The sequence below is a fragment of the Corallococcus sp. AS-1-12 genome (assembly GCF_020036995.1).
Classification (GTDB): domain Bacteria; phylum Myxococcota; class Myxococcia; order Myxococcales; family Myxococcaceae; genus Corallococcus.
Map to the genome: position 1 here is coordinate 413,291 of NZ_JAIQDD010000006.1, position 21,337 is coordinate 434,627.

The 21,337-nt window shown below is 68.7% G+C and carries 19 protein-coding genes; 10 read left to right on the forward strand and 9 right to left on the reverse strand.

Going from position 1 to position 21,337, the window contains the following annotated elements; translation table 11 throughout:
* Positions 1 to 99 precede the first annotated feature (99 nt).
* The 6 genes from K8556_RS13355 (at position 100) to K8556_RS13380 (ending at position 6,203) form a co-directional block, all read left to right on the forward strand.
* On the forward strand, positions 100 to 1,887 hold the full coding sequence (locus K8556_RS13355) for a DUF262 domain-containing protein (RefSeq protein ID WP_223740438.1): 1,788 nt from the start codon (positions 100 to 102) through the stop codon (positions 1,885 to 1,887).
* A 139-nt stretch (positions 1,888 to 2,026) separates the two neighbouring features.
* A complete protein-coding gene (locus tag K8556_RS13360) occupies positions 2,027 to 2,209 on the forward strand; it encodes a hypothetical protein (RefSeq protein ID WP_223740518.1) in 183 nt (60 codons plus the stop codon).
* 45 nt (positions 2,210 to 2,254) lie between these two features.
* Positions 2,255 to 2,611, forward strand: coding sequence for a DUF2379 family protein (locus tag K8556_RS13365; protein ID WP_223740439.1), 357 nt, complete (start codon positions 2,255 to 2,257; stop codon positions 2,609 to 2,611).
* 572 nt (positions 2,612 to 3,183) lie between these two features.
* Positions 3,184 to 4,044 (forward strand): hypothetical protein, encoded by an 861-nt coding sequence (locus K8556_RS13370; protein ID WP_223740440.1) that lies wholly within the window; start codon positions 3,184 to 3,186, stop codon positions 4,042 to 4,044.
* Positions 4,045 to 4,077: 33 nt separating this feature from the next.
* Complete coding sequence (locus K8556_RS13375; RefSeq protein ID WP_223740441.1) at positions 4,078 to 4,941, forward strand: hypothetical protein; 864 nt, start codon at positions 4,078 to 4,080, stop codon at positions 4,939 to 4,941.
* 56 nt (positions 4,942 to 4,997) lie between these two features.
* On the forward strand, positions 4,998 to 6,203 hold the full coding sequence (locus K8556_RS13380; protein WP_223740442.1) for a hypothetical protein: 1,206 nt from the start codon (positions 4,998 to 5,000) through the stop codon (positions 6,201 to 6,203).
* A gap of 3 nt (positions 6,204 to 6,206) precedes the next feature.
* Here the strand turns inward: K8556_RS13380 and K8556_RS13385 are convergent, their stop codons facing one another.
* From K8556_RS13385 to K8556_RS13395, 3 genes are read right to left on the reverse strand one after another with little or no spacing between them, the layout of a single operon-like run.
* Positions 6,207 to 8,474: a molybdopterin cofactor-binding domain-containing protein gene (locus K8556_RS13385; RefSeq protein WP_223740443.1), complete on the reverse strand. Its 2,268-nt coding sequence runs from the start codon at positions 8,472 to 8,474 to the stop codon at positions 6,207 to 6,209.
* 11 nt (positions 8,475 to 8,485) lie between these two features.
* Positions 8,486 to 8,947 (reverse strand): (2Fe-2S)-binding protein, encoded by a 462-nt coding sequence (locus K8556_RS13390; RefSeq protein ID WP_120523719.1) that lies wholly within the window; start codon positions 8,945 to 8,947, stop codon positions 8,486 to 8,488.
* Positions 8,944 to 9,615 (reverse strand): Isoquinoline 1-oxidoreductase subunit, encoded by a 672-nt coding sequence (locus K8556_RS13395; RefSeq protein ID WP_223740444.1) that lies wholly within the window; start codon positions 9,613 to 9,615, stop codon positions 8,944 to 8,946. Before K8556_RS13395 ends, K8556_RS13390 begins: the two co-directional genes overlap by 4 nt.
* A 352-nt stretch (positions 9,616 to 9,967) precedes the next feature.
* On the opposite strand from K8556_RS13395, the gene K8556_RS13400 reads away from it, so the two are divergent.
* Positions 9,968 to 10,333: a hypothetical protein gene (locus tag K8556_RS13400; RefSeq protein ID WP_014396503.1), complete on the forward strand. Its 366-nt coding sequence runs from the start codon at positions 9,968 to 9,970 to the stop codon at positions 10,331 to 10,333.
* A gap of 1 nt (position 10,334) precedes the next feature.
* Here K8556_RS13400 and K8556_RS13405 read toward each other — a convergent pair whose 3' ends face one another.
* Positions 10,335 to 11,045: a siderophore-interacting protein gene (locus K8556_RS13405; protein WP_223740445.1), complete on the reverse strand. Its 711-nt coding sequence runs from the start codon at positions 11,043 to 11,045 to the stop codon at positions 10,335 to 10,337.
* A gap of 110 nt (positions 11,046 to 11,155) precedes the next feature.
* Between K8556_RS13405 and K8556_RS13410 the strand changes: the two genes are divergently transcribed.
* On the forward strand, positions 11,156 to 11,884 hold the full coding sequence (locus tag K8556_RS13410) for a DUF6600 domain-containing protein (RefSeq protein ID WP_223740446.1): 729 nt from the start codon (positions 11,156 to 11,158) through the stop codon (positions 11,882 to 11,884).
* Positions 11,885 to 11,915: 31 nt separating this feature from the next.
* On the opposite strand, the gene K8556_RS13415 is transcribed toward K8556_RS13410, so the two are convergent.
* Together K8556_RS13415 and K8556_RS13420 are read right to left on the reverse strand one after the other, a co-directional pair.
* The gene (locus tag K8556_RS13415) at positions 11,916 to 13,634 is read right to left on the reverse strand and encodes a radical SAM protein (RefSeq protein WP_223740447.1); all 1,719 of its coding nucleotides are present in this window, start codon (positions 13,632 to 13,634) and stop codon (positions 11,916 to 11,918) included.
* 161 nt (positions 13,635 to 13,795) lie between these two features.
* Positions 13,796 to 16,213 carry a helicase-related protein gene (locus tag K8556_RS13420; RefSeq protein ID WP_223740448.1) on the reverse strand — a complete coding sequence of 806 codons (2,418 nt, stop codon included), beginning with the start codon at positions 16,211 to 16,213 and terminating at the stop codon, positions 13,796 to 13,798.
* 211 nt (positions 16,214 to 16,424) lie between these two features.
* Here K8556_RS13420 and K8556_RS13425 point away from each other — a divergent pair, with 211 nt between their 5' ends.
* Entirely contained in the window at positions 16,425 to 16,901 is a 477-nt protein-coding gene (locus tag K8556_RS13425; RefSeq protein WP_223740449.1) for a bacterioferritin, read from the forward strand.
* Positions 16,902 to 16,974: 73 nt separating this feature from the next.
* On the opposite strand, the gene K8556_RS13430 is transcribed toward K8556_RS13425, so the two are convergent.
* The 3 genes from K8556_RS13430 to K8556_RS13440 all read right to left on the reverse strand — a co-directional run bounded on the left by K8556_RS13430 (position 16,975) and on the right by K8556_RS13440 (position 19,290).
* On the reverse strand, positions 16,975 to 17,982 hold the full coding sequence (locus K8556_RS13430) for a fatty acid desaturase (RefSeq protein ID WP_223740450.1): 1,008 nt from the start codon (positions 17,980 to 17,982) through the stop codon (positions 16,975 to 16,977).
* Positions 17,983 to 18,131: 149 nt separating this feature from the next.
* Complete coding sequence (locus K8556_RS13435; protein WP_223740451.1) at positions 18,132 to 18,959, reverse strand: PPK2 family polyphosphate kinase; 828 nt, start codon at positions 18,957 to 18,959, stop codon at positions 18,132 to 18,134.
* Between the two features lie 52 nt (positions 18,960 to 19,011).
* A complete protein-coding gene (locus K8556_RS13440; protein WP_223740452.1) occupies positions 19,012 to 19,290 on the reverse strand; it encodes a hypothetical protein in 279 nt (92 codons plus the stop codon).
* Between the two features lie 386 nt (positions 19,291 to 19,676).
* Between K8556_RS13440 and K8556_RS13445 the strand changes: the two genes are divergently transcribed.
* A complete protein-coding gene (locus K8556_RS13445; protein WP_223740453.1) occupies positions 19,677 to 21,317 on the forward strand; it encodes an OmpA family protein in 1,641 nt (546 codons plus the stop codon).
* Positions 21,318 to 21,337: the final 20 nt, after the last annotated feature.

Here is a 21,337-nt window from a genome sequence, read left to right on the forward strand (position 1 = left end):
AGCTACTCGACGTGGAGTGATGCCTTCCGCAAATCCTTGGGCTGATGTCCCGAACCCTCGATAGAGTCTCAGGAAGGAACTAAAAACAGGAGCGCCCTCATGGCAACGGTTTTCACTCCGCAGCACAGTTCGTTGGACAGTCTATTCGCTGGAGGGACTACCTACCGCATCCCTCCTTACCAGCGTCCCTATTCCTGGCAGGCAGTTGGACGTGGGGATCGAGACAGCCAGGTCATCCAGATGTGGGATGATCTCTGGAACTTTTTTGAGGAGAACCGGGACAACAACCGTGAGTACTTCCTTGGCTCCATGGTGATTGTCGAGGAGCAAGAGAAGCTTCGGACCTTCGAGGTAATTGATGGGCAGCAACGCTTGACGACGCTCGTGCTCCTCTTCGCTGCCATGCGATGCTTTCTGCAGGAAGCGGAGAAGCGCCTTGCGCCAGATACTGACGACACCATCCGAAAATGGTTCGGCAAAGCCATCCAAACTTTGGAGTCCTTCACCTACAACGAGGCGAGCCTTGGCCTTGTCCCTACCCTAAAACTCAAAGTGGAGCGAACCGTCCTCGGGGACTTCAATCAGATCCTCGAAGCAGCACTTGCAGGGAAAACTGAGGTACCTCTCGGGAAGCTTGAACCGAAGAACCAAGAGATCGCAGCGCGCTACTTCAAGAATCGCGACTACTTTTTATCTCGGCTCCGGGAGAAGTTCTTCGCCGCCGGGGCGGTATCTATTGAAGAGGTCAGCAAGTTCAACGAGTTCTTCAAGTTCCTGCAGGCGCGTGTCGCGATCGTACAAATCAAGAGCGCGGACTTCACGACCGCTTATCGGATCTTCGAAATCCTCAACAATCGAGGGCTACCACTCTCCAGTGTCGACCTTCTCCGAAACTTCGTGCTGCAGCGACTCGACGAAGCAAAAATTGCCGATCCAGACAAGCAGTGGGAACGTCTGGAGGCAGAGTACCCGCTAACCGAGTTCTTCATCGGGCGGTGGACCGAAAGCATCAGTGCGGCGCAACCAAGAATGTCCGCGTTCAATGATGCCCAGAGCATCTACGAGCGCAACTACAGCGATAGCCTGACCGAAAAGAAGATCGAGCGTTTCTACCGAGATCTTGAGCAGCACCTGGCATGGTACAAGCTGATAACCAATTCAGAAACAGACATTGATGATGTATCCATTCGAAATGCTGTCAGCTTTCTGAAGCTCCTGAACAACGAACGATACACCTACGACGTCTTGCTCGCGTTGTTCCGCCATCGCAAGTATGACGGAGGCGAAGACGCGGAACTCGCATCATTTCTTCGTACCTACCGAAGCCACGCACTTCACGTGTACTTGGTGGGGCGATTTTCAAGCCAAAAAAGCTACGCAGCTATCAAGCATTTGAACGATGGAAAGCTGGATCAAGCACGCCAAGCCTTCGTCCTGACCGCCAACGAAAAGAAGGATCTGGCGGACTTCTTGAATGGCCCTATCGAAAGCAATGATTACGCCAAAAGACTCATCTTCGCCTACGTCTGGGCGTGTGAGGAAGACGTCGGACCTGACGTGGTGAAGCAATTCCTTCAGTACGACCAAGCCACGCTGGAGCACATCATCCCACAACATCCAGCCGACGGAAGCAACTGGCTCAAGGACTTCAGCGCTGGATTTCGCAAGGACTTCACTTACCGCCTTGGAAACATGACGCTCCTGACGGCATCCAGGAACTCCGCCAACAAGAACTATGATTTCGCGAAGAAAAAGAAGGTTTACGCGAAGAGTCATCTGGCAATGACGACAGAACTTGCAGCACAAACCAAACTGACGCCTGACTACATGAGGGAGCGCCAGCGCAGAATTGTCGACACCCTGCGCAAGGCACTTGCTATTGACTAACACCCTGCTGGGGTTCAGTGGGAATCCCTGGTCTCCCTACTAGAGCACCGTTCAGGTTACGACGAGGGGGCAGGTAAGCGGTAGGGGATCGACGCGGGCTGTGGTCGCGTGATCAGGTCGCCACCTTCGGAGGTGGCTCATGGAACGCTGGAATCCGGCTGTGGAGCAGAGCGCACGGGAGCAGAGCCTGCTGAAGCTGGCGGGGAAGAGCAGGAAGCTTTTCGTCTTCCTGCGCGAGCATCGGCACGAGTTGTTCGACGAGGCCTTTCAGGACGAGCTCGAAGCGAATATGTGCCGCACTCCCCACATCTGGCGTCACTAGCCGCCCCCTTCAATGCTCGACAATCCATACGAATGGCTGAGGCAAATGAGCGATCTGGTTGTCACTTCTGGGAAATTCATCCCAGACGATGATGATCTGGAGAATCTGCTTTGGCTCGCGCCTCGCTGCAGTTTTGACAAAACGACCGTCCTAGAGGCGATTAAGAACCCAGAGAGCGCCGGCCAGATGATTCTCGAAATGCGCGACCGCATTCGCGCGGAAGGCAAGAAATTGACCAGGGCCCTGGTCGATTTGTACAAACTGACTGCCCCGGAAGACCGAGAAAGGGCGACACGAATTGTTCAAGAAATAGCCGATTCAGGACTCATTGAACTGCATCGAGAAGAAGCACAGAATATTCTTCGAGGGGTCAAGGGAGGATTCATCAAGCCGGACTCATGACCGACGCACGATGCACTTGACGCGATCCAGCCGGGATGTTCTTGCTGGAGGATGAGCGAAGGACATTGAGCCGGCTTCGTGGACAGGTGGGTTACGCAGCCAACGGCACCCGTGAACCGGCCTTCTCGAACTCGACGGATGGGAGCTACGCAAGTGAGCGTTCCGAGAAGAAGCCCCCCTCTTCACCGGTGTTGAGGCCACCGATGTGACCGACTCCAGGGGCTGCGGCTTCGCGCCCAGAGCCTCGCGGACGCCTGCCCTGCACCACACGATGCGAGCCTGCCAGGGACTCACCTTGTGCTGGATGTTCAGGACGGGGTCGGAATTGGGTTAGAGCGCTTGAGACAGCGGCGAAAGGCGGCGGGTGCCTGCCGGGCAACGCGAACAACACCCCCTGTCGCCCCGGAAGCAACAACCGGGAGCTGCCATACCCTCCCCCCCTCTGACGACGCGCTGGTACGGCTGTTGAAATGAATCCCCCCAGCCACGGGTCGCGGCGGTAGCGGCGCGTCGTGGCAGGGGGAGCCCCTTTGGCGGGCACCTCCTTCACGTCTGTGAATGGAGGCAACACCATGCAGCGCAACACCAGGCGGGTCTTCTCGCGCGCAGGCACTTGGGTCGTGACCCTGGGGCTGATGTCCGGCTCCGTGGCCATCGCGCAGGACCGTCCCACCGCGGAAAAGCCGTCGGACCTTCCTCCCAGCCGCGTCATCGCGGGCCGGCCCCTGCACTCGCCTCCGAAGATGAACGTGGCGGATGCTCGCAAGAGCGTCAATGCCTTCATCACCTGGGCCGGTCAGTCCGTGGTGGAGGAGCAGAACGACGCGCGCCGGGCGCTGGTCTCCGCCGCGAAGAGCCCGGAGCTCATCCAGGCCTTCATCGAGGAGATCGTCGAAGCCAACAAGTCCGGCGACACCAGCCGCGCGCTCGTCGCCCTGGGCCTGCTGGGCGAGATGCGGACCTACGACGGCGCGAAGTTCCTCGTGGAGTTCGTGCGCATGCCCCTGCCCACCAAGGGCACCGTCATCGAGGGCGAGCTCCAGGAAGAGGCCCAGCAGGCGCGCCTCCAGGCCAAGGCCATCGCGGGCGTCGCCTACCTGCGCAACGCGGAGTTCGACCGCGAGGTCGCGTACCAGGCCGGCAACCACCCCTCCGTCATCGTCCGCGCCGAGGCCATCAGCGCGTACCTCTGGAACCGCGGGGACACGCTGGAGGCTCGCAAGGAATTGGAGCCGTTCGTCCGCAAGGAGGAGCGCCTGCACCTGGACCGCGTCCGGCGCGTCAGCGGCGAAGGCGCGGAGGCGTTCAACCGCAAGCTCACCGCGTACCTCAAGGCCCACCCGGAAGTGCAGGCGCCGAACCCCGAGCGGAAGGACCCGCGCCCGCCCGAGGAGAAGCCCAACACCTACGACGTGACCCCTCCGAAGTTCTGACCTTCCCTCACGACCTGAGGAGCGAGAACGCCCATGAATCTCAAGCAAGGCATTGCCCTGATGTCGTCCGTCCTGGCCTTCGGTCTGGCCACCGAAGCCGGCGCCGTCTGCACCCAGACGGCCGCGAGCCAGGCGGACCGGGACCTCTGGAACACCCACGGCTGCTGGCAGGACTTCTTCCTCTGGCAGTACAAGGCCTACGGCCTGCGCTCCGGTGACTGGAGCAACCGCGGCTGGAATGACGCCTGCAACGTCAACCTGGAGTACCCCAAGCACTGGAACGCGTCCTACCTGCTGACGTACGGCATGCTGGACAACTGGGACCAGTCCTTCCACGGCACCGAAGACTACCGGGCCACGGCGGAGGCGCGCAGCAGCAACTTCCACGACAGCCTCTACCACAGCGTCACCGACCGCACGGACGTCTTCGGGACCTTCACCCCGCGCTTCTGGCCGTGGGACACGGACCGCGTGGAGACCGCGTGCCCGCTCTACAACCCCACCGTCAGCAACTCCAACCCGGGCTCGCGCGCCGGTGACTACATGCACGAGGGCTGGCACGCCTACTTCGACAAGTACAGCTACGACAACGGCAACACCGGCGGCCACCGGCCCGGCCCGCAGGGCGCGTGCACCATCAACGGCTGCGACTACTTCTACTTCCACGGCATCTCCAAGTATGTCTTTGGTGCCATGTGGGAGAACAATGGCACCGCGAGCCGGTTCCACTCGCCCAACCAGGTGCAGGTGGAGTTCCTCTGCGATGTGGCGGATCAATCCCAGTGGTGGATTCCGCTGAGCGTGAGGCAGACTGCGGCGTCGGATGCCAATGCCCGCGCCGCGTCCCGCTTCATCAACGGCCCGGGCTACACCTGCGGCAGCCCCCGCCCCTGGTAACGGGAAGGAAATGAGAGATGGCGCATTCGGAGCGTGACGCAGTGAAGCCGTTTCGGATGCGCCTGACGTCAGGCCTGCTCCTCGTGACCCTGGTCTGCTGCTCCAGTCCCCAGGAGCAGGCCGGTCCGGAGGCGCAGGAGGTGGGCACCTGGACGCCGCTGCCCTCGGGCGCGCCCCTGGGCACGGGGCTCCAGGTGTCCAGTGTCTTCGATGGCCAGAACGTCCTGCTCTGGGGCGGGCTGGGCGGCTGCACCGTCAACGGCGTCTGCGGCGACGGGGCCCGCTTCAATCTGGCGGCGAAGACCTGGACGCCCCTGTCGGCGCAGGGGGCGCCGTCCGCGCGCACGCAGCACTCGGCGGTGTGGACCGGCGAGAAGATGATCGTCTGGGGCGGGCTCGGCTGTGGCAGCCCCCTGGGCCCCTGTGGCGACGGCGCGACCTACGATCCCGCCACCGACACCTGGAGCGCCATCACGTCCCAGTACGCGCCCTCTGCGCGAGGCGGACACACGGCCACCTGGACCGGAGAGCTGATGGTGGTGTGGGGCGGCCAGGATCTCCAGCGGGGGCGCGTGTTCGGGGACGGAGCCAGGTACCACGTCGATACAGGCCGCTGGACGACCATGGACTTCGTCGAGGCCCCCGTGGCGCGCCGCTACCACTCCGCGGTGTGGAGCGGCGAGACCACCGGGGAGGTGCTCTACTGGGGCGGAGACGGAAATGGGGCCGGCGGCGTGGACGTGGCCCTGGCGGACGGCTCGATGTACGGCCCCTTCGCGGGCCACTGGGTGGAGATGCCGACCGAAGGGGCGCCCACGGGCCGCTGGGCGCACACGGCGGTGTGGACCGGCTCGAAGATGATCATCTGGGGCGGGATCGGCTGTGGCGATGCCCAACAGGACCCGCCGGTCTATTGCGAGCAGGGCGCCGCGTTCGATCCGCTGTACCGCAAGTGGTCCCCCATCTCCGCCAGGGGCGCGCCCTCGCCTCGCACGGGACACATCGCGGTGTGGACCGGTTCGAAGATGATCATCTGGGGTGGCGCGTCATCGAAGTGCGGCCCCAGCGGGGGTGTCTGCTCGGACGGCGCGGCCTACGACCCGGAGACGGACACGTGGGCGCCGCTGCGCACCCAAGGCGCCCCCTCCGCGCGCGCCGGGCACGTGGGCGTGTGGACGGGCAGCGCCCTCTTCATCTGGGGAGGGATGGGGGGCGGCGGCTCCGAGGCCCCCCTGACGGATGGCGCGTTGTGGGTGCCGTGATGCTCACACCTTCACGGTCTTCACCAGCGGCAGCTCGCGCACGCGCGTCCCCGTGAGCGCGAACACGGCGTTGGCCAGGGCTGGCGCCACGGGGGGCACTCCGGGCTCTCCCACGCCTCCGGGGCGGCCGTCGCTGGGGATGATGTCCACGTGGATGCGCCTGGGCGTCTCCGCGATGCGCGCGAGGCGGTAGTCGCGGAAGTTGCTCTCCACCGTGGCGCCGTCCTTCATCGTGATGGCGCCGTAGAGCCCCAGGCTCAGGCCGAACACCACCGCGCCCTCCATCTGCGCGCGGACCCGCTCCAGGTTCACGATGGTGCCCGCGTCCGCGACGATCCACGCCTCGTCCACCCGGATGCGCTCGTCCGCGTCCTTCACCACCGACACCACCACCGCCACGTACGTCAGGAAGCTGCGGTGCGCCGCCAGCCCCAGCGCCCTTCCCTCCCGCTTGCGCTCGTCCCAACGCGACAGGCCCGTCACCCGCTCAATCACCCTGCGCAGGCGCGCCGTGTCCACCGGGTGCTCTTCCAGGGACTGGCCGTAGTTCGGCACCTTCGCCACGCCCAGGTCCTTGGGCGTCACGATGCGCGACGGCCCCAGCACCTCCAGCAGCGTGTCCCGCGGATCCGCGCCGCGCTCGTGCGCCAGCTCGTCGATGAAGCTCTGCACCGCGAACGCGTGGTAGATGTTCGCCACGGAGCGCAGCCAGCCGATGCGCGTGTGCGCCCGGGCCTCGCAGTTCTCCATCCGCACGTCGGGGATGGCCAGCGGCAGGTCCAGGATGCCCTGCCCCATCTCGCCGTCCCCCGCGAACGTCGCGTCCGCGAACGTGGAGCCGATGGGCGGGAACGCGATGCGCTGGTGCCACGCCACCACCTTGCCGCTCGCGTCCAGGCCCGCCTCCAGCCGCTGCGCGCTCGTGGAGTGGTAGTAGTCGTGGCGCACGTCGTCCTCGCGCGTCCACTGCAGGCGCACCGGCGCGCCCACCGCCTTCGCGACGAGCGCCGCCTCCACCACGTAGTCCGGCTTCGACTTGCGGCCGAACCCGCCGCCCAACAGCGTCACGTGCACCGTCACCTTCGACGGGTCGATGCCCAGCGCCTTCGCCACCTCGCTGCGCGCGGCCTGCGGGTTCTGCGTCGTGGCCCACACCTCGCAGGTGCCGTTCTCCACCTTCGCCACCGCCGCGGGCGGCTCCATGGGCGCGTGCGCCAGGTGCGGCGTGTTGTACGTGGCCCGCACCCGCTTCGCCGCCTTCGCCAGCGCGCCCTCCGCGTCGCCGACGTTGCGCACCACCTTGCCCGGCTTGCCAATCACCTCCAGCAACTGCTCGCGGTACGCCGCCGAGTCGTAGCCGGCGTTGTCCCCGCCCTCCCACGTCACGTCCAGCACCGCGCGGCCCTTCATCGCCGCCCAGGTGTGGTCCGCCACCACCGCCAGCCCGCCCAGCGGCTGGAACAGGAAGGGCTTCGTCGCCGCCGGCAGCTCCACCACCTGCCGCACGCCCGGCACCGCCAGCGTCTTCGTCGCGTCGTAGCGGGCCACCTTGCCTCCGGCCACGGGCGGACGCGCGATGACCGCCGTGCGCATCCCCGGCAACACGACGTCCGCGCCGAACACCGCGCGGCCCGTCACGATGTCCGGCCCGTCCAAGAGCGGCAGCTCCTTGCCCAGGTGCTTGAGCTCGCCGCGCGGACGCAGCGTCACCGCGTCCTTCCCGGGCACCTTCAGCTTCGCCGCGTCACTGGCCAGGTCGCCGAACTTGAACGTCCGCCGCGTGCCCTTGTGGAACACGGCGTGGTCGCGCGCCTCGCACTCCGTGGGCGCCACCTTCCAGCGCTTCGCCGCCACCGCCACCAGCATCGTGCGCACCGTCGCGCCCGCGTAGCGCAGGTCGTCGAAGATCTTCCGCACGCTGCTGGAGCCGTCCGTGTTCTGGTCGCCGTAGGCCTCGTCGCCGTCGCCCTGGACGACCTTCACGTGGGCCATGTCCGCGCCCAGCTCGTCCGCGATGAGCACCGGCAGCGAGCTGCGCACGCCCTGCCCCATCTCCGAGCGGTGGCAGACGATGGTCACCACGCCGTCCGGCGCCACGTGCACGAAGACGTTGGCCCGGAGGCCCCCGGAGGGCACCTCCGGCAGGGACGTGGGCATGGGCGCGGCGTGCGCCCTCGCGGGCAGGAACACCTCCAGCCCCAGGCCCGCGGCCACGAGGCCCATTCCTTCGAGTACGGAACGGCGCGACAGACGGATGCGCGTGTCTTGCATGGTGGCGGCCCTCACTCCGTCGGCAGTCCCGCCGCCTTCTTCACGGCGGTGCGGATGCGCGTGTACGTCCCGCAGCGGCAGAGGTTGCCCGCCAGCGATTGATCGATCTCCGCGTCGGTGGGCTTCGGCTTCTTCGCCAGCAGCGCCGCCGCCGTCATGATCTGCCCCGCCTGACAGAAGCCACACTGCGGCACCGCCAGGTCCACCCACGCCTTCTGCAGCGGGTGCGAGCCATCCGGCGACAGGCCTTCAATGGTCATCACCTCGCGGCCCTCCGCGCGGCGCACCGGCGTCACGCACGAGCGCACCGCCGCGCCGTCGATGTGCACCACGCACGCGCCGCAGAGCGCCTGGCCGCAGCCGTACTTCGTGCCCGTCAACGTCAGCACGTCGCGCAGCGCCCAGAGCAGCGGCATCTCCGGATCCACGTCCAGCACGTGCTCGGTTCCATTCACTCGCAGACGGATGCTCACGGTCGGCTCTCCTCGCGCGGGCACTCCGCGCCGTCCTTCACCCACGCGGCCACCAGGGCCCCGAACTCCGCCTGCGTTCCCGGCGCCGGGACCCGGTCCGCGCCGGGCTTCCAGCCCCAGCCCACCAGCGCGTCATGCGCCGAGTGCTCGATCAACTCCGCCAGGCTCTTGCCGCCGTTGCGCGCCGGATCCTTCAACTGTTCGCACAGCGAGCGCGGCGTGCGCCCCTCCCAGAACATCACCTTGGGCGCCAGGTGCCACTTGGGCGCGCCGGGGACCCGCGCCAACTGCGCGTTGCGGTCCTGGTGGCAGGAGGTGCACTCCAGGCCCGGCACGCCCTGGTCCTCGGGGCCCCGGGCCACCGGCGGATCATGGACCTGGCTGTTCTCACCCTGGAGCGGACTGTCGCCCACGGGGTGGCAGTTGACGCAGCGGGGATGCAGCATCACCCGGCTCGCCTCCAGGAACAGCGCCCGCGAGCGCTCCTTCTTGTCGCGGATGCCCGCGAAGGCCTCTGGCGGCCGGAGCACTTGTGGATCCGAGGGCGGCGGCATCACCACCGGATGCGCCGCGCGGCCTCCGCATCCCGCGCCGAACAGGAGCGACAGCGACAGCCCCGCCGCCCCCGCGCCCAGCACGGCTCCCAGTGCCTTCGAGCGAAGATTCATCGTGCCCCGTCCATCCCTTCGGCCAGTGGTCGTCCGACCCTACACGCAGCGTCGCGAGGCCGGAGGGGCGATGCTGCCCCGTTCCCGCCCTCCGAGAGCCTGTCAAAATGCCGAAGGGCCCGTGAAGGTTTTCTTCACAACGGGTCCAATCCCGGGAGTGAGCGGCGCCGTCACGCGGCGTGGGGGACGGCGGCCGTCGTGAAGGGCCTGTGCCTGGGTGACACGGGCCGCGGGCAAGATTGACGGAATGTCTTTCGAAGCCGCTGGGGGATCCGCGCAAGTGCGCGGAATCGCGTGGGCGGGGCGTTGGAACGCGGTGTGTATTGGGAAGCGCGCAAGGAGATAGCCCGCCATGCGCCAGAGCCCCGCGTCGTCCGTGTTCTCCCTCACCCGCCTCTTCGTCGAGCAGTGTGCCCGCTGGAGGCTGCGCGAGGAGGTCATCGCGTTCATCCTCGAGTTCGGCACTCCCGCCCGGGCGTGTGGTGCCACGCACCTCACCGTGCACGAGCGCGACCTGCCGGTTGCGCTGCGGGACTCGTCCCTGGCGCGGCAGGCGCGCGGGTGGATCCTCATCCTCAATGACGAGGACCGGCTCCTCACCTGCTACCGCCGCCAGGACGCCTCGCGCTTCCTCAAGCAGAAGTCCAAGCGCAGGCCCGCGGGCGTCACCCGGGACCGCGACGACTTCCTGCGCGGCCTCCAGTTCGCGCCGGCCTGAATCAGTCGAGCCCGGTCTTGCCCACCGCCCAGTAGGCCTTCACCTTCGGCGTGGCGCGCTCGCCGTCACCGCGCAGCTTCGAGCGCAGGGCCTGGATGGACTGCGCCCGGCCCGTCATCACCAGCGTCGCGCCGGGCTTCGCGCGCAGGGCTTCGCGCAGCCGTTCGTGGACCTGCGTCAGGTGCGCGTCGCCCGCCGTGCGCTCCACGTCCTGGCCCTCGAAGCCCATCTCGCGCAGCGCGGGCGCGCAGTCCTCGCGGCGGGTGACCTCGAAGATGGGGGTGACGTCCCGCTTCGCTCCGGTGCGGAGCGCGTGCGCCACCGCGAAGGACGTTTCGTCACCGAAGAGCACCACCGGCGCGTCTCCGGACTCCAGCGCCACCGAGCGCCGGGGGCCGAAGAACCGCACCGTGTCGCCGGTGCGCACGTCGCGGCCCCACTTCGCTCCCGGGCTGTCGCCGTGCAGGTACACCAGGAAGGCCGTGGCCCCGTGCGCTTCGTCCCAGGACAGCGGCGTGTACGTGCGCATCCCCAGCCCTGGCAGGAACACCTGCACCTTGTCGCCGGGGGTCCATCCCTGCGCACGCAGCGCGGGCCCCTCGCAGTCAATCTGTCGAAAGGCGCGAGAGACCTCGCGAACCTGGGTCACCTTCGCTTCAGTGAAGAGAAACCGGCCCAGCATGCTGCCCAGCATGGCCTTGGCGTTTGCCATTGGAGCCTCCGTGCAGGCGTTCATACGCCGCCTTCTCATGCACGGCTCGTGAAGTTGCGTGAAGGCGTCCGCACCTTGCAGGGCAGAGACCCCCACGAAAGGAACCGGACATGGCCTCCTGGCATCCCCGGGTGCGCTGGCTTCGGACCGGCACCAGCGTCCTTGCCATCCTGGCAGCCGGCGGCTGCGCCATGGGCCCGGAGGAATTCGGGCCGCAGGTGACGTCGAGCTCGACGCCCCTGGACAACCCCATGTCCCAGTTCCGGGAGGTGCTGGCGCCCTACGGCACGTGGATGAACCTGCCGGATGTCGGTTGGGTCTGGAGGCCCAACCCGGAGGAGGTGGGGGCGGGCTTCACCCCGTATTCCACCGATGGGCAGTGGGTCTCCAGCGATTGGGGATGGACCTTCGAGAGCGACTCGGAGTGGGGCTGGGCGCCCTTCCACTACGGCCGGTGGTTCACCACGCCGACGGAGGGTTGGGTGTGGTGGCCCGACAGCGAGTGGGCCCCTGCCTGGGTGGACTGGCGTTGGGGAAATGGCTTCGTTGGCTGGCAGCCCCTGGCGCCGCCGGGCATCAGCACCGGGTTGAGCTGGTCGTTCGTGAGCGCGAACAACTTCGTGCGGCCCGACGTGGGGACGCACCTGCTTCCGGAGTCACAGGTCCAGGAGCTGATGCGCCAGACGCAGCCCGTGGGTGAGCACGTGGTGGCTCGCGAGGGGTACTGGAACCGGGGGCCGGAGCCCGCGGAGGTCGCGCGGGTCACCGGACAGCCGGTTCCGCTCGCGCAGCCGATGACGCCTCCCACGGGGCATCCGCCCCGTGCGCTGGCCGAGTGAGCGGCGCACAGGGCTCATGAAGCCACCGTGCCTACGCCGGCTGGAGGAAGCGTCCGTCCACCAGGTGGTCGATGACCTCGCGGGCGGAGTGCGGATCCAGCCTCGCCTTCGTGCCCAGGTGTGTCACCGCGCTGGAGACGGTGGTGGGTTGCTCGAAGGCGGCCAGGGCGGCGAGGAGGATGGCGCCGTCGTCGCCCTGGGTCAGCGTGGGGTCGGTGAACTTGCGCGGGTTGACGGACGGCGCGCAGCTCAGGGTGATTCCATCCACCGAGCGCAGGACCGTCACCGGCTCCTTCGCCAGCTTCGCGGGGGCCCGGTGGCTTCCCAGCCAGTCGCCCAGCGTGAAGCGCTTCGTCGACGGCGCGGTGTTCTTGAGCCGCGTGCGGCCGTTGAGGTCCACGCGCTTCCTCGCCTCCCGGTGCTTCCAGGCCAGGGCGTCCACCCGGTCCGAGTTGCGCTGCACCGCGGCCTCCAGCTCCTTGTCCTTGAAGCGGATCATCGGCACGGAGACGTCACCGGGCTCGCGCCGCTCGAAGTAGTCGAGGAACTCCGCGAACGTCTTCGCCTCCGTCACCATGTCGAAGCGCGCGGGGTGCTCCGTGACGAGCGCTCCGGGCTGCGCCTCCAGCCGCTGGTAGCCCACCACGCAGTCCAGGCCGATGATGCGCTCCACCAGCCGCAGCTCCTCCGCGAGCCGCTCCCGGTTCATGAACGGCAGGCCGCCGATGCCGGAGATTTCAACCTCCACGTTGGGATGGCGGCGGACGGACTCGATGACGTCCAGCAGCTCGCGGTCCTTCGCGCAGGGCTTGAGCAGGCCCTTGGACATCTGCTCCAGCCGCTGCTGTTCGGAGAAGCAGCCGATGTCGATGACCATGTAGATGCGCTGGAAGGTCTCCGCCAGCGCCGCGACCAGCTCCACGCGCGGCACGCCCCAGAGGAAGTACGTGCAGCAGTGGCGCGACAGGTCCACGCCGGCCCAGGTGCTCCCGAGGAACTCCGCCGTGCTGCCCGCGAAGTCGTAGCGCATCTGCCAGGTGCGGCTGGCGATCTCCTGATGGTCGCGGCGCACGTTCTCTTCCGCGCGCAGGAACGGCTTCGCGCGGCCGAAGTCCGCCTTCTGGTTGCCGCGAGCGCCGCCGCAATAGAGGCAGTTCTCGCCGCAGCCCTTGCCGGGCGCGACCCAGCCGGAGAAGGAGTGCGCGTCCATCTGGCTGAGGAAGAGCTCGTTGAAGTGTGAGTAGTAGACGTCCTGCGTGTTGGTAGCGCGCTGCACGTACGCCAGCGGCAACCTGCGGGGCCGTCCATCCGGGTGCCGCGTCACGCAGTTGGGCGGGGCCTCTTCGCCGTTGCAGAGCGCCAGCAGGGGGACTTCGCCGTCGCCCAGGATGACGTGGTCGATGCAGTCGTAGGCGCTCAACTCCTTCCACCAGTACGACGCGGAGTTGCCGCCCACGACGATGCGGATGGACGGGTCGATCTTCCGGATGGTTCGGGCGATGAGCAGCGCGCGGTCCACGTGGTGGAACCACTTCAGGCTGATGCCGATGAGCTTGGGGCGCACGCGCGCGATGAGGCGCTCGAAGGACTGCGTCACCTCTCCCGCGCTCTCATCCCCGTCCCACAGCCGCACGAAGGCTTCAATCCCGCCACGCCGCAGGTAGCTCGCCAGGTAGAGGATGCCGCACGTGGCTTCGCCCGTTCCGGCACCGACGAGGAGGACTGGCGAGAGGACACGACCACTGCTCATGGGACGACCACCGGACTGGGAGGGAGACGGGGCCAGCGTATAGGCGAATCAGGGCAGGCCCCGCGCGGATTCGTCGCCTCCCCTCCTCCCGGGCCGCCGGCCTGCTCCCTGGCAGGCCCCCCTCCGCGGTTCAGCGAGGTGCCGGAGCAGGCCCCAGGGCTTCACGGACGGTCGTTGAGCCGGCCCGAGCCTGCCGTCTCACGACCTCGGACACCTCCCGCCTCCGGCGCCGTCGCCGATGGCTTCCGTCCCCGCCTGCGGCGCCGCCGCTTCGAGGCAGCGCCTGGAGGCTGGCCTCCCAGCGCCCGCAGCACCTGCGCCCGCACGCCGCCGTCCAATCGCAGTTGCTGCATGAGCGCGTGCACCTGCTTCGCGCCCTGCGGGTTCCGCAGTCCCTCGGCCAGCCGCTCGACGATGTCGATGCGCAGCGCCACCGGCCCGATGACCTCGTAGCCGAAGACCCTCGCGCTCTGCCCGGCCAGCGCCGAGACGTTCAGCGCCGGCTCCTGCGGGATTCCCTGCGGACACGGCGCCTGCTGGAACAGCGCCGTCAACATGGCCCGCCGCTCCAGGGCCTGCGGTGACAGGGCCTGGGTGACGTAGAGGAAACGCTGGCCCTCGTGGACGCCCTGCGCCTTCAGCCGCTCCCGCGACGCCTCGTCCAGGAGCCGCCACTGCTCTCGCGCCTCTCCCTGGGAGATGACGCCCAGCCCCTCCGCCAGCCGGTAGGCCACGCCCCGCATCGCCGGCGCGCGGCCCTCGCCCGTGAAGGACTCCGCCGGAAAGCCTCCCATCGCCTCCGTGACCAGGTCCCTGGCCAGCGCCACCAACCGGCGCTCCAATCGCTGACGCGCGCCGCCCGTCCACACCTCCGGCTCCGCCAACGCCAACTGCGGCGAGCGCCGGTCGCGCCCCCGCACCAGCCGGGCCAGCGGCTGTGTTTCGAACGAGATGCGCCCCGCCGCGTCCACGTCGAAGGCGTCGTGCGTCGCGTCCACCACGCGCTGGACGAACTGCTCCTCCGTCATCAGCCCGCCCTCCGCGCCCGGCACCTCCGTCAACAACTGCCCCAGCTTCGCGAACGGACTGTCCGAGGCACCGGCCTGCGGCTGCGCGCTGGCCCTCACGAAGCGGCGCGCGCTCCGCCTCGCGGCCCGCTGCACGAAGCGCTCCACCAGCCGCTCATGCAGGGCATCCCCCAGCGCGTCCTCGATGCGGCGCGTGCGCTCCTGCCAGGCCTCCGCGTCGTTCAGCCAGCCCGGCCGATGGCTGATGTACGTCCAGATGCGGATGGCCGCGAGCCGGTCCATCAACGTGTGGATGTCCCCGGAGGCGTCATCCAGCGGCGACACCTGCCGGCCCAGCCAGGTGGGGTCCAGCTTCCCGTCCCCGGCCGTGAGCTGGAGGAAGGTCTCGCGCAAGAGCGCGACGTGCTGCCCGAAGAGTCCCTTGCGGAAGTCCGGGACCTGGCAGACCTGCCACAACAGCTCCACGGACGCCTTGTCGGTGGTGAGCTCGCGGATGGCCGGCACCGCCGACAGCCCCTTGAGCGCGTCGAAGTCGTCCGCGCGCTCCACCCGGACGAAGGCGCTGTCTCTCGGCGCTCGCGACAGGGAGTCCAGCAGCGCCTCCGGGCTTGCGAAGTCCAGCGAGGAGTTGCGCCAGATGAGGCTGCGCACCGCCGGGAAGCGGTGGGATTCGATGGCGGAGACGATGCGCGGCGGCAGCTCCGGCAACGTGTTCAGCGCGCCGAAGCTCCCGTCGTTGAGGTGGCGCCCCGCGCGGCCGGCGATCTGCGCCAGCTCGTCCGGATACAGGTCGCGCTGTTCGGCGCCGTCGTACTTGGAGAGCGTCGCGAAGGCCACGTGGTTGAGGTCCAGGTTCAACCCCATGCCAATGGCATCCGTGGCCACGAGGTATTGAACCTCGCCGGATTGATACATGGCCACCTGCGCGTTGCGCGTCCGGGGCGACAGCGCGCCCAGCACCACCGCCACCCCGCCCCGCAGGCGGCGCAGCGACTCCGCCAGCTCGTAGACGCGGTCCGCGGAGAACGCGACCACCGCCGAGCGCGGCGGCAGGCTCTTCAGCGAGCGGCGCCCGGCGTAGCGCAACTGCGACAGGCGCGTGGCGCGCTTCATGGACGCATGCGGAATCAGCGCCTGCACCATGGGCCGCATGGTGTCCGCGCCCAGGAACCAGGTCTCCTTGCGCCCGCGCGCGTGCAGCAGCCGGTCCGTGAAGACGTGCCCGCGCTCCCGGTGCGCGGCGAGCTGGATCTCATCCACCGCGAGGAAGTCCACCTCCCGGTCGGTCGGCATCGCCTCCACGGTGCAGATCCAGTAGTCGGGCCGGGGCGGAACGCGCTTCTCCTCGCCCGTCATCAGCGCGACCCGGCCCTCGCCCACCTTCGCGGTCACCCGGTCGTAGACCTCACGGGCGAGCAGGCGGAGCGGCAGGCCGATGATGCCGGAGTCGTGCTCGAGCATCCGTTCGATGGCGCGGTAGGTCTTCCCGGTGTTCGTGGGCCCCAGCTCCGCCACGACGACGGACGGCCGGCTGGATGGGCTCGAGCTCATTGGCGAAGACTAACCCCGAACCCCCTGCTCCGCCCCGGAGGCCGCAAGGGATGTTCGCGAACAACCTCCCCGCCCGCCGCCCGGCGTGGAGGCAGGCGTCGGGGGGCGGGACGGACAGGCGCGGCGCTCCCGGCACGCGGGGGCAGGTGGGATGGACGGCGCCGCCCGGGCCCCCCAGCTTCCGGACACGCAGCCGCCCGGGGGCACTTCCATGGCCGACATGCAGCCGCAGCCGTCCGACACCGAGCTGGGGGACCTGGGGGTCCGCGTCACGCTGCTCAACGCCGCGCTGGCGACCAAGGTCGTCTGTGTGCGGCGCTACACGCGCCATGCCCTGCTGGCGGGAGGCGCCTGTCACGACGCGATGAGGGCCGCGTTCGGCCTGCACGCTCGCGACGAACAGGACCACGCGCTCCGGCTGGCCGAGCGCATCCAGCAACTGGGCGGCCGGCCGGACTTCAACCTTGGAGGACTCATGTCCAGCGGTGACACCCGGGACGACGAGGGGCGGACGCTGGTGGAGCTGCTGCGCGAGAACCTGGAGGCGGAGCGCGTCGCCATCGCGTCGTACCGCGACCTCATCCCCTACTTCGCGGAGCGCGACCCCACCACGCGGCGGCTCCTGGAGGATCTCCTCGCCGACGAGGAGGCGCACGCCAACGCCCTGCACGCGCTCTTGAAGCCTTGACACCCCGGCCCGGTGGGTCCCTCGGGCGGGCCCCGAACGGTCCCGCCGGGCCGAGGTTCGTCGCCGTGCGTCTTCAGGTGCCCGGCGCCACCCGCACGTCGCGGTAGCGCACCATCCGCTTCAGCGACGGATCCCACAGGTTCAGCCGCAGGCACCCGGCGATGTCCTTCAGCGTGAGCGTGGTGACGTGCGGCCCCTGGAGCTCCGGGATGGACGCCATCGCCTCCGGCAGCCGGTAGAACGGGATGCGCGGGTTGAGGTGGTGCACGTGGTGGTAGCCGATGTTGCCCGTGAACCACTCCATCACCGGCCCGAAGCGCATGTAGCTGCTGGCCTCCAGCGCCGCGTCCGCGTGGTTCCACGCCGCCTCCGGCAGGATGGCCACGTCGTCGAAGTTGTGCTGCGCGTAGAACAGGTACGTGCCCAGCGCGTACGCGGCGAACAGCGGCCCCACGAAGGCGGTGAGGTAGACGCCCAGCCCGAAGAAGTGCCAGACGGCCGCGGACAGGGCCACGTGCACGCCCAGCGCGAGCCCGGACGTCCAGTAGCGCTTCGGGTTCTTCACGAACGGCTGGAGGCACAGGCTGTAGAGGAACGCGGTGAAGTAACCAAACACCTGCGTCACCGGGTGGCGCTCCACCACGTAGCCCAGGCGCTGTGCGCCGGTGGCCTTGCGCCACTGGTCCGTGGTCCAGGTGACGAAGGTGCCCGCCGAGTCCGCCGCGATGCGCGCGGTGTTGGCGTGGTGATGGTTGTGCGTGTCGTTCCAGATGCGCGCGGGCGTGAGCGTGAGCAGCCCCTGCACCTGGAAGAGCGCCCTGGCCCACCGGGACTTCGGCAGGAGCGCCCCGTGCATGGCGTCGTGGAAGAGGATGAAGCAGCGGATGAGCACCAGCGCTTCAATGAGGCCGCCCACGATGCGCAGGGGCCACCAGGGCGCGGCCGCCGCCAGCACCAGCGCGCCCACGAGCGCGGCGTAGGTGGAGCCGAGCGCCCAGAGGGAGCGCGCGGTGTCCTGGGCCGCGAAGGGACGCGTGCGGGCAATGAGGTCCTTGCTCGATGGCGACGCGGTTCGTTCCATGGGGACAGGGCTCCAGCGGTGACCGCCCGGCGACACACCGGGACGGATGACCGCGAGCGTTGTCCCATCCCCATGTCATGGCCGGGTCAGCGCTTCCCACGCGCGCGGCGTGGGCCCCTCGCGTCAGGGATGACGCGCGAGGCCGTGCGTCAGCGCTTCTTGCGCCAGGCGCGGAGCTCCGCCTTCTTCTGCTTGCCCACCTCGTCCAGCCGGGCCTGCCAGGCGTCACGGTGGGGACGCAGGGCCTCCGCCACGGCGCGGGCCACCACGAGGTTGCGGTACCACTTGGCGTCCGAGGGCACCAGGTGCCAGGGCGCACGCTGGGTGGACGTGCGAGCGAAGACGTCCTCATAGGCGCGCGTGTAGTCCGCCCAGTGCTTGCGGTCCTCCCAGTCGCCCGCGGCGATCTTCCACGCCTTGCGCGGCTCCTCCTCGCGCGCCAGCAGCCGCTGCTCCTGCTCCTCCTGGCTGATGTGGAGGAAGAACTTGAGGACGATGGTGCCGTGCTCGGAGAGCAGGGTCTCGAAGTCGCGGATGTGCTGGTAGCGCGACCTCCAGAGCGGCTCCGGCACCAGGTGGTTCACCCGCGCCACGAGCACGTCCTCGTAGTGGGAGCGGTTGAAGATGGAGAACTCGCCCTGCCGGGGGGCCTTGAGGTGCACGCGCCAGAGGAAGTCGTGCTCCCGCTCCTCCGTGCTGGGCACGCCGAAGGAGGTGACGCTCACTCCGCGTGGGTTGAGGCTGCCCACCACGTGCTTGATGGTGCCGTCCTTGCCGGCGGTGTCGCGCCCCTGCAGGACGATGAGGACGGAGTTCATCTTCGCGCCCCACAGCAGGTCCTGCAGGTCGAACAGCTCCTCGCCCAGCGCGTCGAACTCCGCCTTGGCCGCATCCTTGTCCGCCTTCTTCGGCGGCGTCGTGGGGATGCGATCCAGCTTCACCTTCGCGCCCTGCTTGTCGTTGCGGATGATGTCCATGGTCCCCTTCGCTCCTGGTATGGGCGGCAGCGTGCCTGGAGCGAAGGCGGATTCACACCGTTCCAAGCCAGGACGGCGGCAGAACGTCCGAGTCGAACCTTTCGAGGACGATGCGGCACAGGCTGTGACGGCTGGACAGCTCCTGGAGCCACTGCCGGTAACGGGCCGTCTCGTCCTGGGGCGCGGCCAGCAACCAGGTGAGCCGCTCGGCCGCGTCCAGCACCGCCGCGAGCGTCTGGGGGTCATGCCCCTTCAACGACATGAAGCGGGCCACCACCAACACCCTGTTGAGTGCGTAGAGGGCATGGCCTCGCTTGCGCTCCTGGATCACGTGTCTGCTCCGGGGTCCCGCGGAAAAAAGTGCGAAGGCACCCAAGCACCAATCGCGCCAGCACGGCCCGTGGAGGCGGTGCCGCCCGGGGCGCGCGGCCCGGCGGGCGGGGACGTCCGTCCAGTTTCCAGAATCTGGTTCTTGAATCCAGACAAGACGCCCCGTCAGGTTGGACAGCAAGCACCCTGAAACCAGACACAACTCAGCAATTCATGCCATTTGCGGGGAATGGGGGAACAGCGCCGGGCTCGGCATTGCGCTTGCTTTGCCCGGGGTCCGCGCCTCACCGCGACAGCCCGAAATCAACTCCTCACAAATCCCCCACTCGCCAGTCCCGCTTTCGTCCCCTGTCGCGCCGTTGCTGTCCGCCACCTCACGAAAGCCAGATGAGCCGAATCCCCATGCCCCTGCCCAACCCCCTGTGTCTGTTGTCCGCCCTGGCGCTGCTGCCCTCCCTGGCCAGCGCCGCCGCCTCCACCGCCCCCGCCTTCGACCTGGAGCGGCTGAGCCTCAACCCCACGTCGCGCGCCGCGCTCGGCACGGCGGCCGGCGGGCTGCGCGAGCCCGGTGAGCTGCGCCTGTCCCTGGCGGCGCACCACGAGCGCTCGCCGCTCACGCTCTACCGCGATGGCCAGCGCATGGAGTCGCTCGTCGGGTCGCGCACGCAGGTGCAGTTGGCGGGCACCTACACGGTGAACAAGCGGTTCGAGGTGGGCGCCATCCTCCCCCTCATGGCCCACCAGGGCACGAGCGGGTTCTCCAACGTGGGCATGACGTCGCCTTCGTCGTGGGGCCTGGGCACGCCGGTGCTGCAGGGCCGGCTGGGGCTGCTGGATGAGGCGTCCGCGCCGCTGTCGCTGGCGGCGGAGCTGGCGGTGGGTTTGCCCGTGGGCAGCAAGGATTCGCTCCAGGGCAGCGGCGGCTGGGACGTGACGCCGCGTGTGTCCGCGGGCCGCACGGTGGGGCCGGTGGTGCTGGGGCTGGAGGCGGGCGTCCGGCTGCGCGACCGCACGGCGGTGGGCTCGAACGCGGTCGGATCGGAGCTGCCCTGGGCGGCCACCGTGGCCACCACGGGGCAGAAGCTGCGCGGCGAGCTGGGCCTGCGCTCCGCGGTGCCGCTGACGGACAGCCCGGTTCCCCTGGAGCTGCTGGCGGGAGGCCGCTACTCGCTGGGGTCGCGGATGGAGGTGTTCGCGCTGGGCGGCCCCGGCCTGGGCACCGCGCCGGGCACGCCCGCCTTCCGCGTGATGGCCGGCCTGTCCATGTCCGCGCTCCAGGCGGAGCGGCCGGTGATGCGCCCCCGCGTCGCCGAGGCTCCCGCTCCCGCGCCGGTGGTGGCGGCCGTGGCGCCGGAGCCCGCGCCCGTGGCGCCTCCGGTGGCGGTGGTGGACGTGTGCGCCCCGAACCAGAGCCACTCGCTGGAGCAGTGCCCGGACCTGGATGACGACAGCGACGGCGTGGCCAACGCCAAGGACCACTGCCCGGTGGACCCCGAGGACCGCGACGGCTTCCTCGACGAGGACGGCTGCCCGGAGGTGGACAACGACGGCGACGCGGTGGCGGACGCGGTGGACAACTGCCCGATGGTGGCCGGTCCCGCGGCGAACCAGGGCTGCCCGGCGAAGCAGAAGCAACTGGTGGTCATCACCCAGGACCGGCTGGACATCCGCGAGAAGGTCTACTTCGCGTCCGGCAAGGCGCGCGTGCTGCCGCGCTCGTTCCCGCTGCTGGAGCAGGTGGCGAAGGTGCTCATCAACCACCCGGAGCTGAAGCACATCCTGGTGGAGGGCCACACCGACTCTCGCGGCCGTCCGGAGACCAACCGCACGCTGTCCCAGCAGCGCGCCTCCGCGGTCGTCCAGCACCTGGAGACGCGCGGCGTCCCGGCGGACCGGCTGATGGCCGCCGGCCGCGGCCCCGACGCCCCCGTCGCCTCCAACAGCACCGCGTCCGGCCGTGAGCTCAACCGGCGCGTGGAGTTCCACATCGAGTCGGAGCCCAGCTCCGGCCACGCCTCTCGCGACTGACACACCGTCCCCTCCCCTTC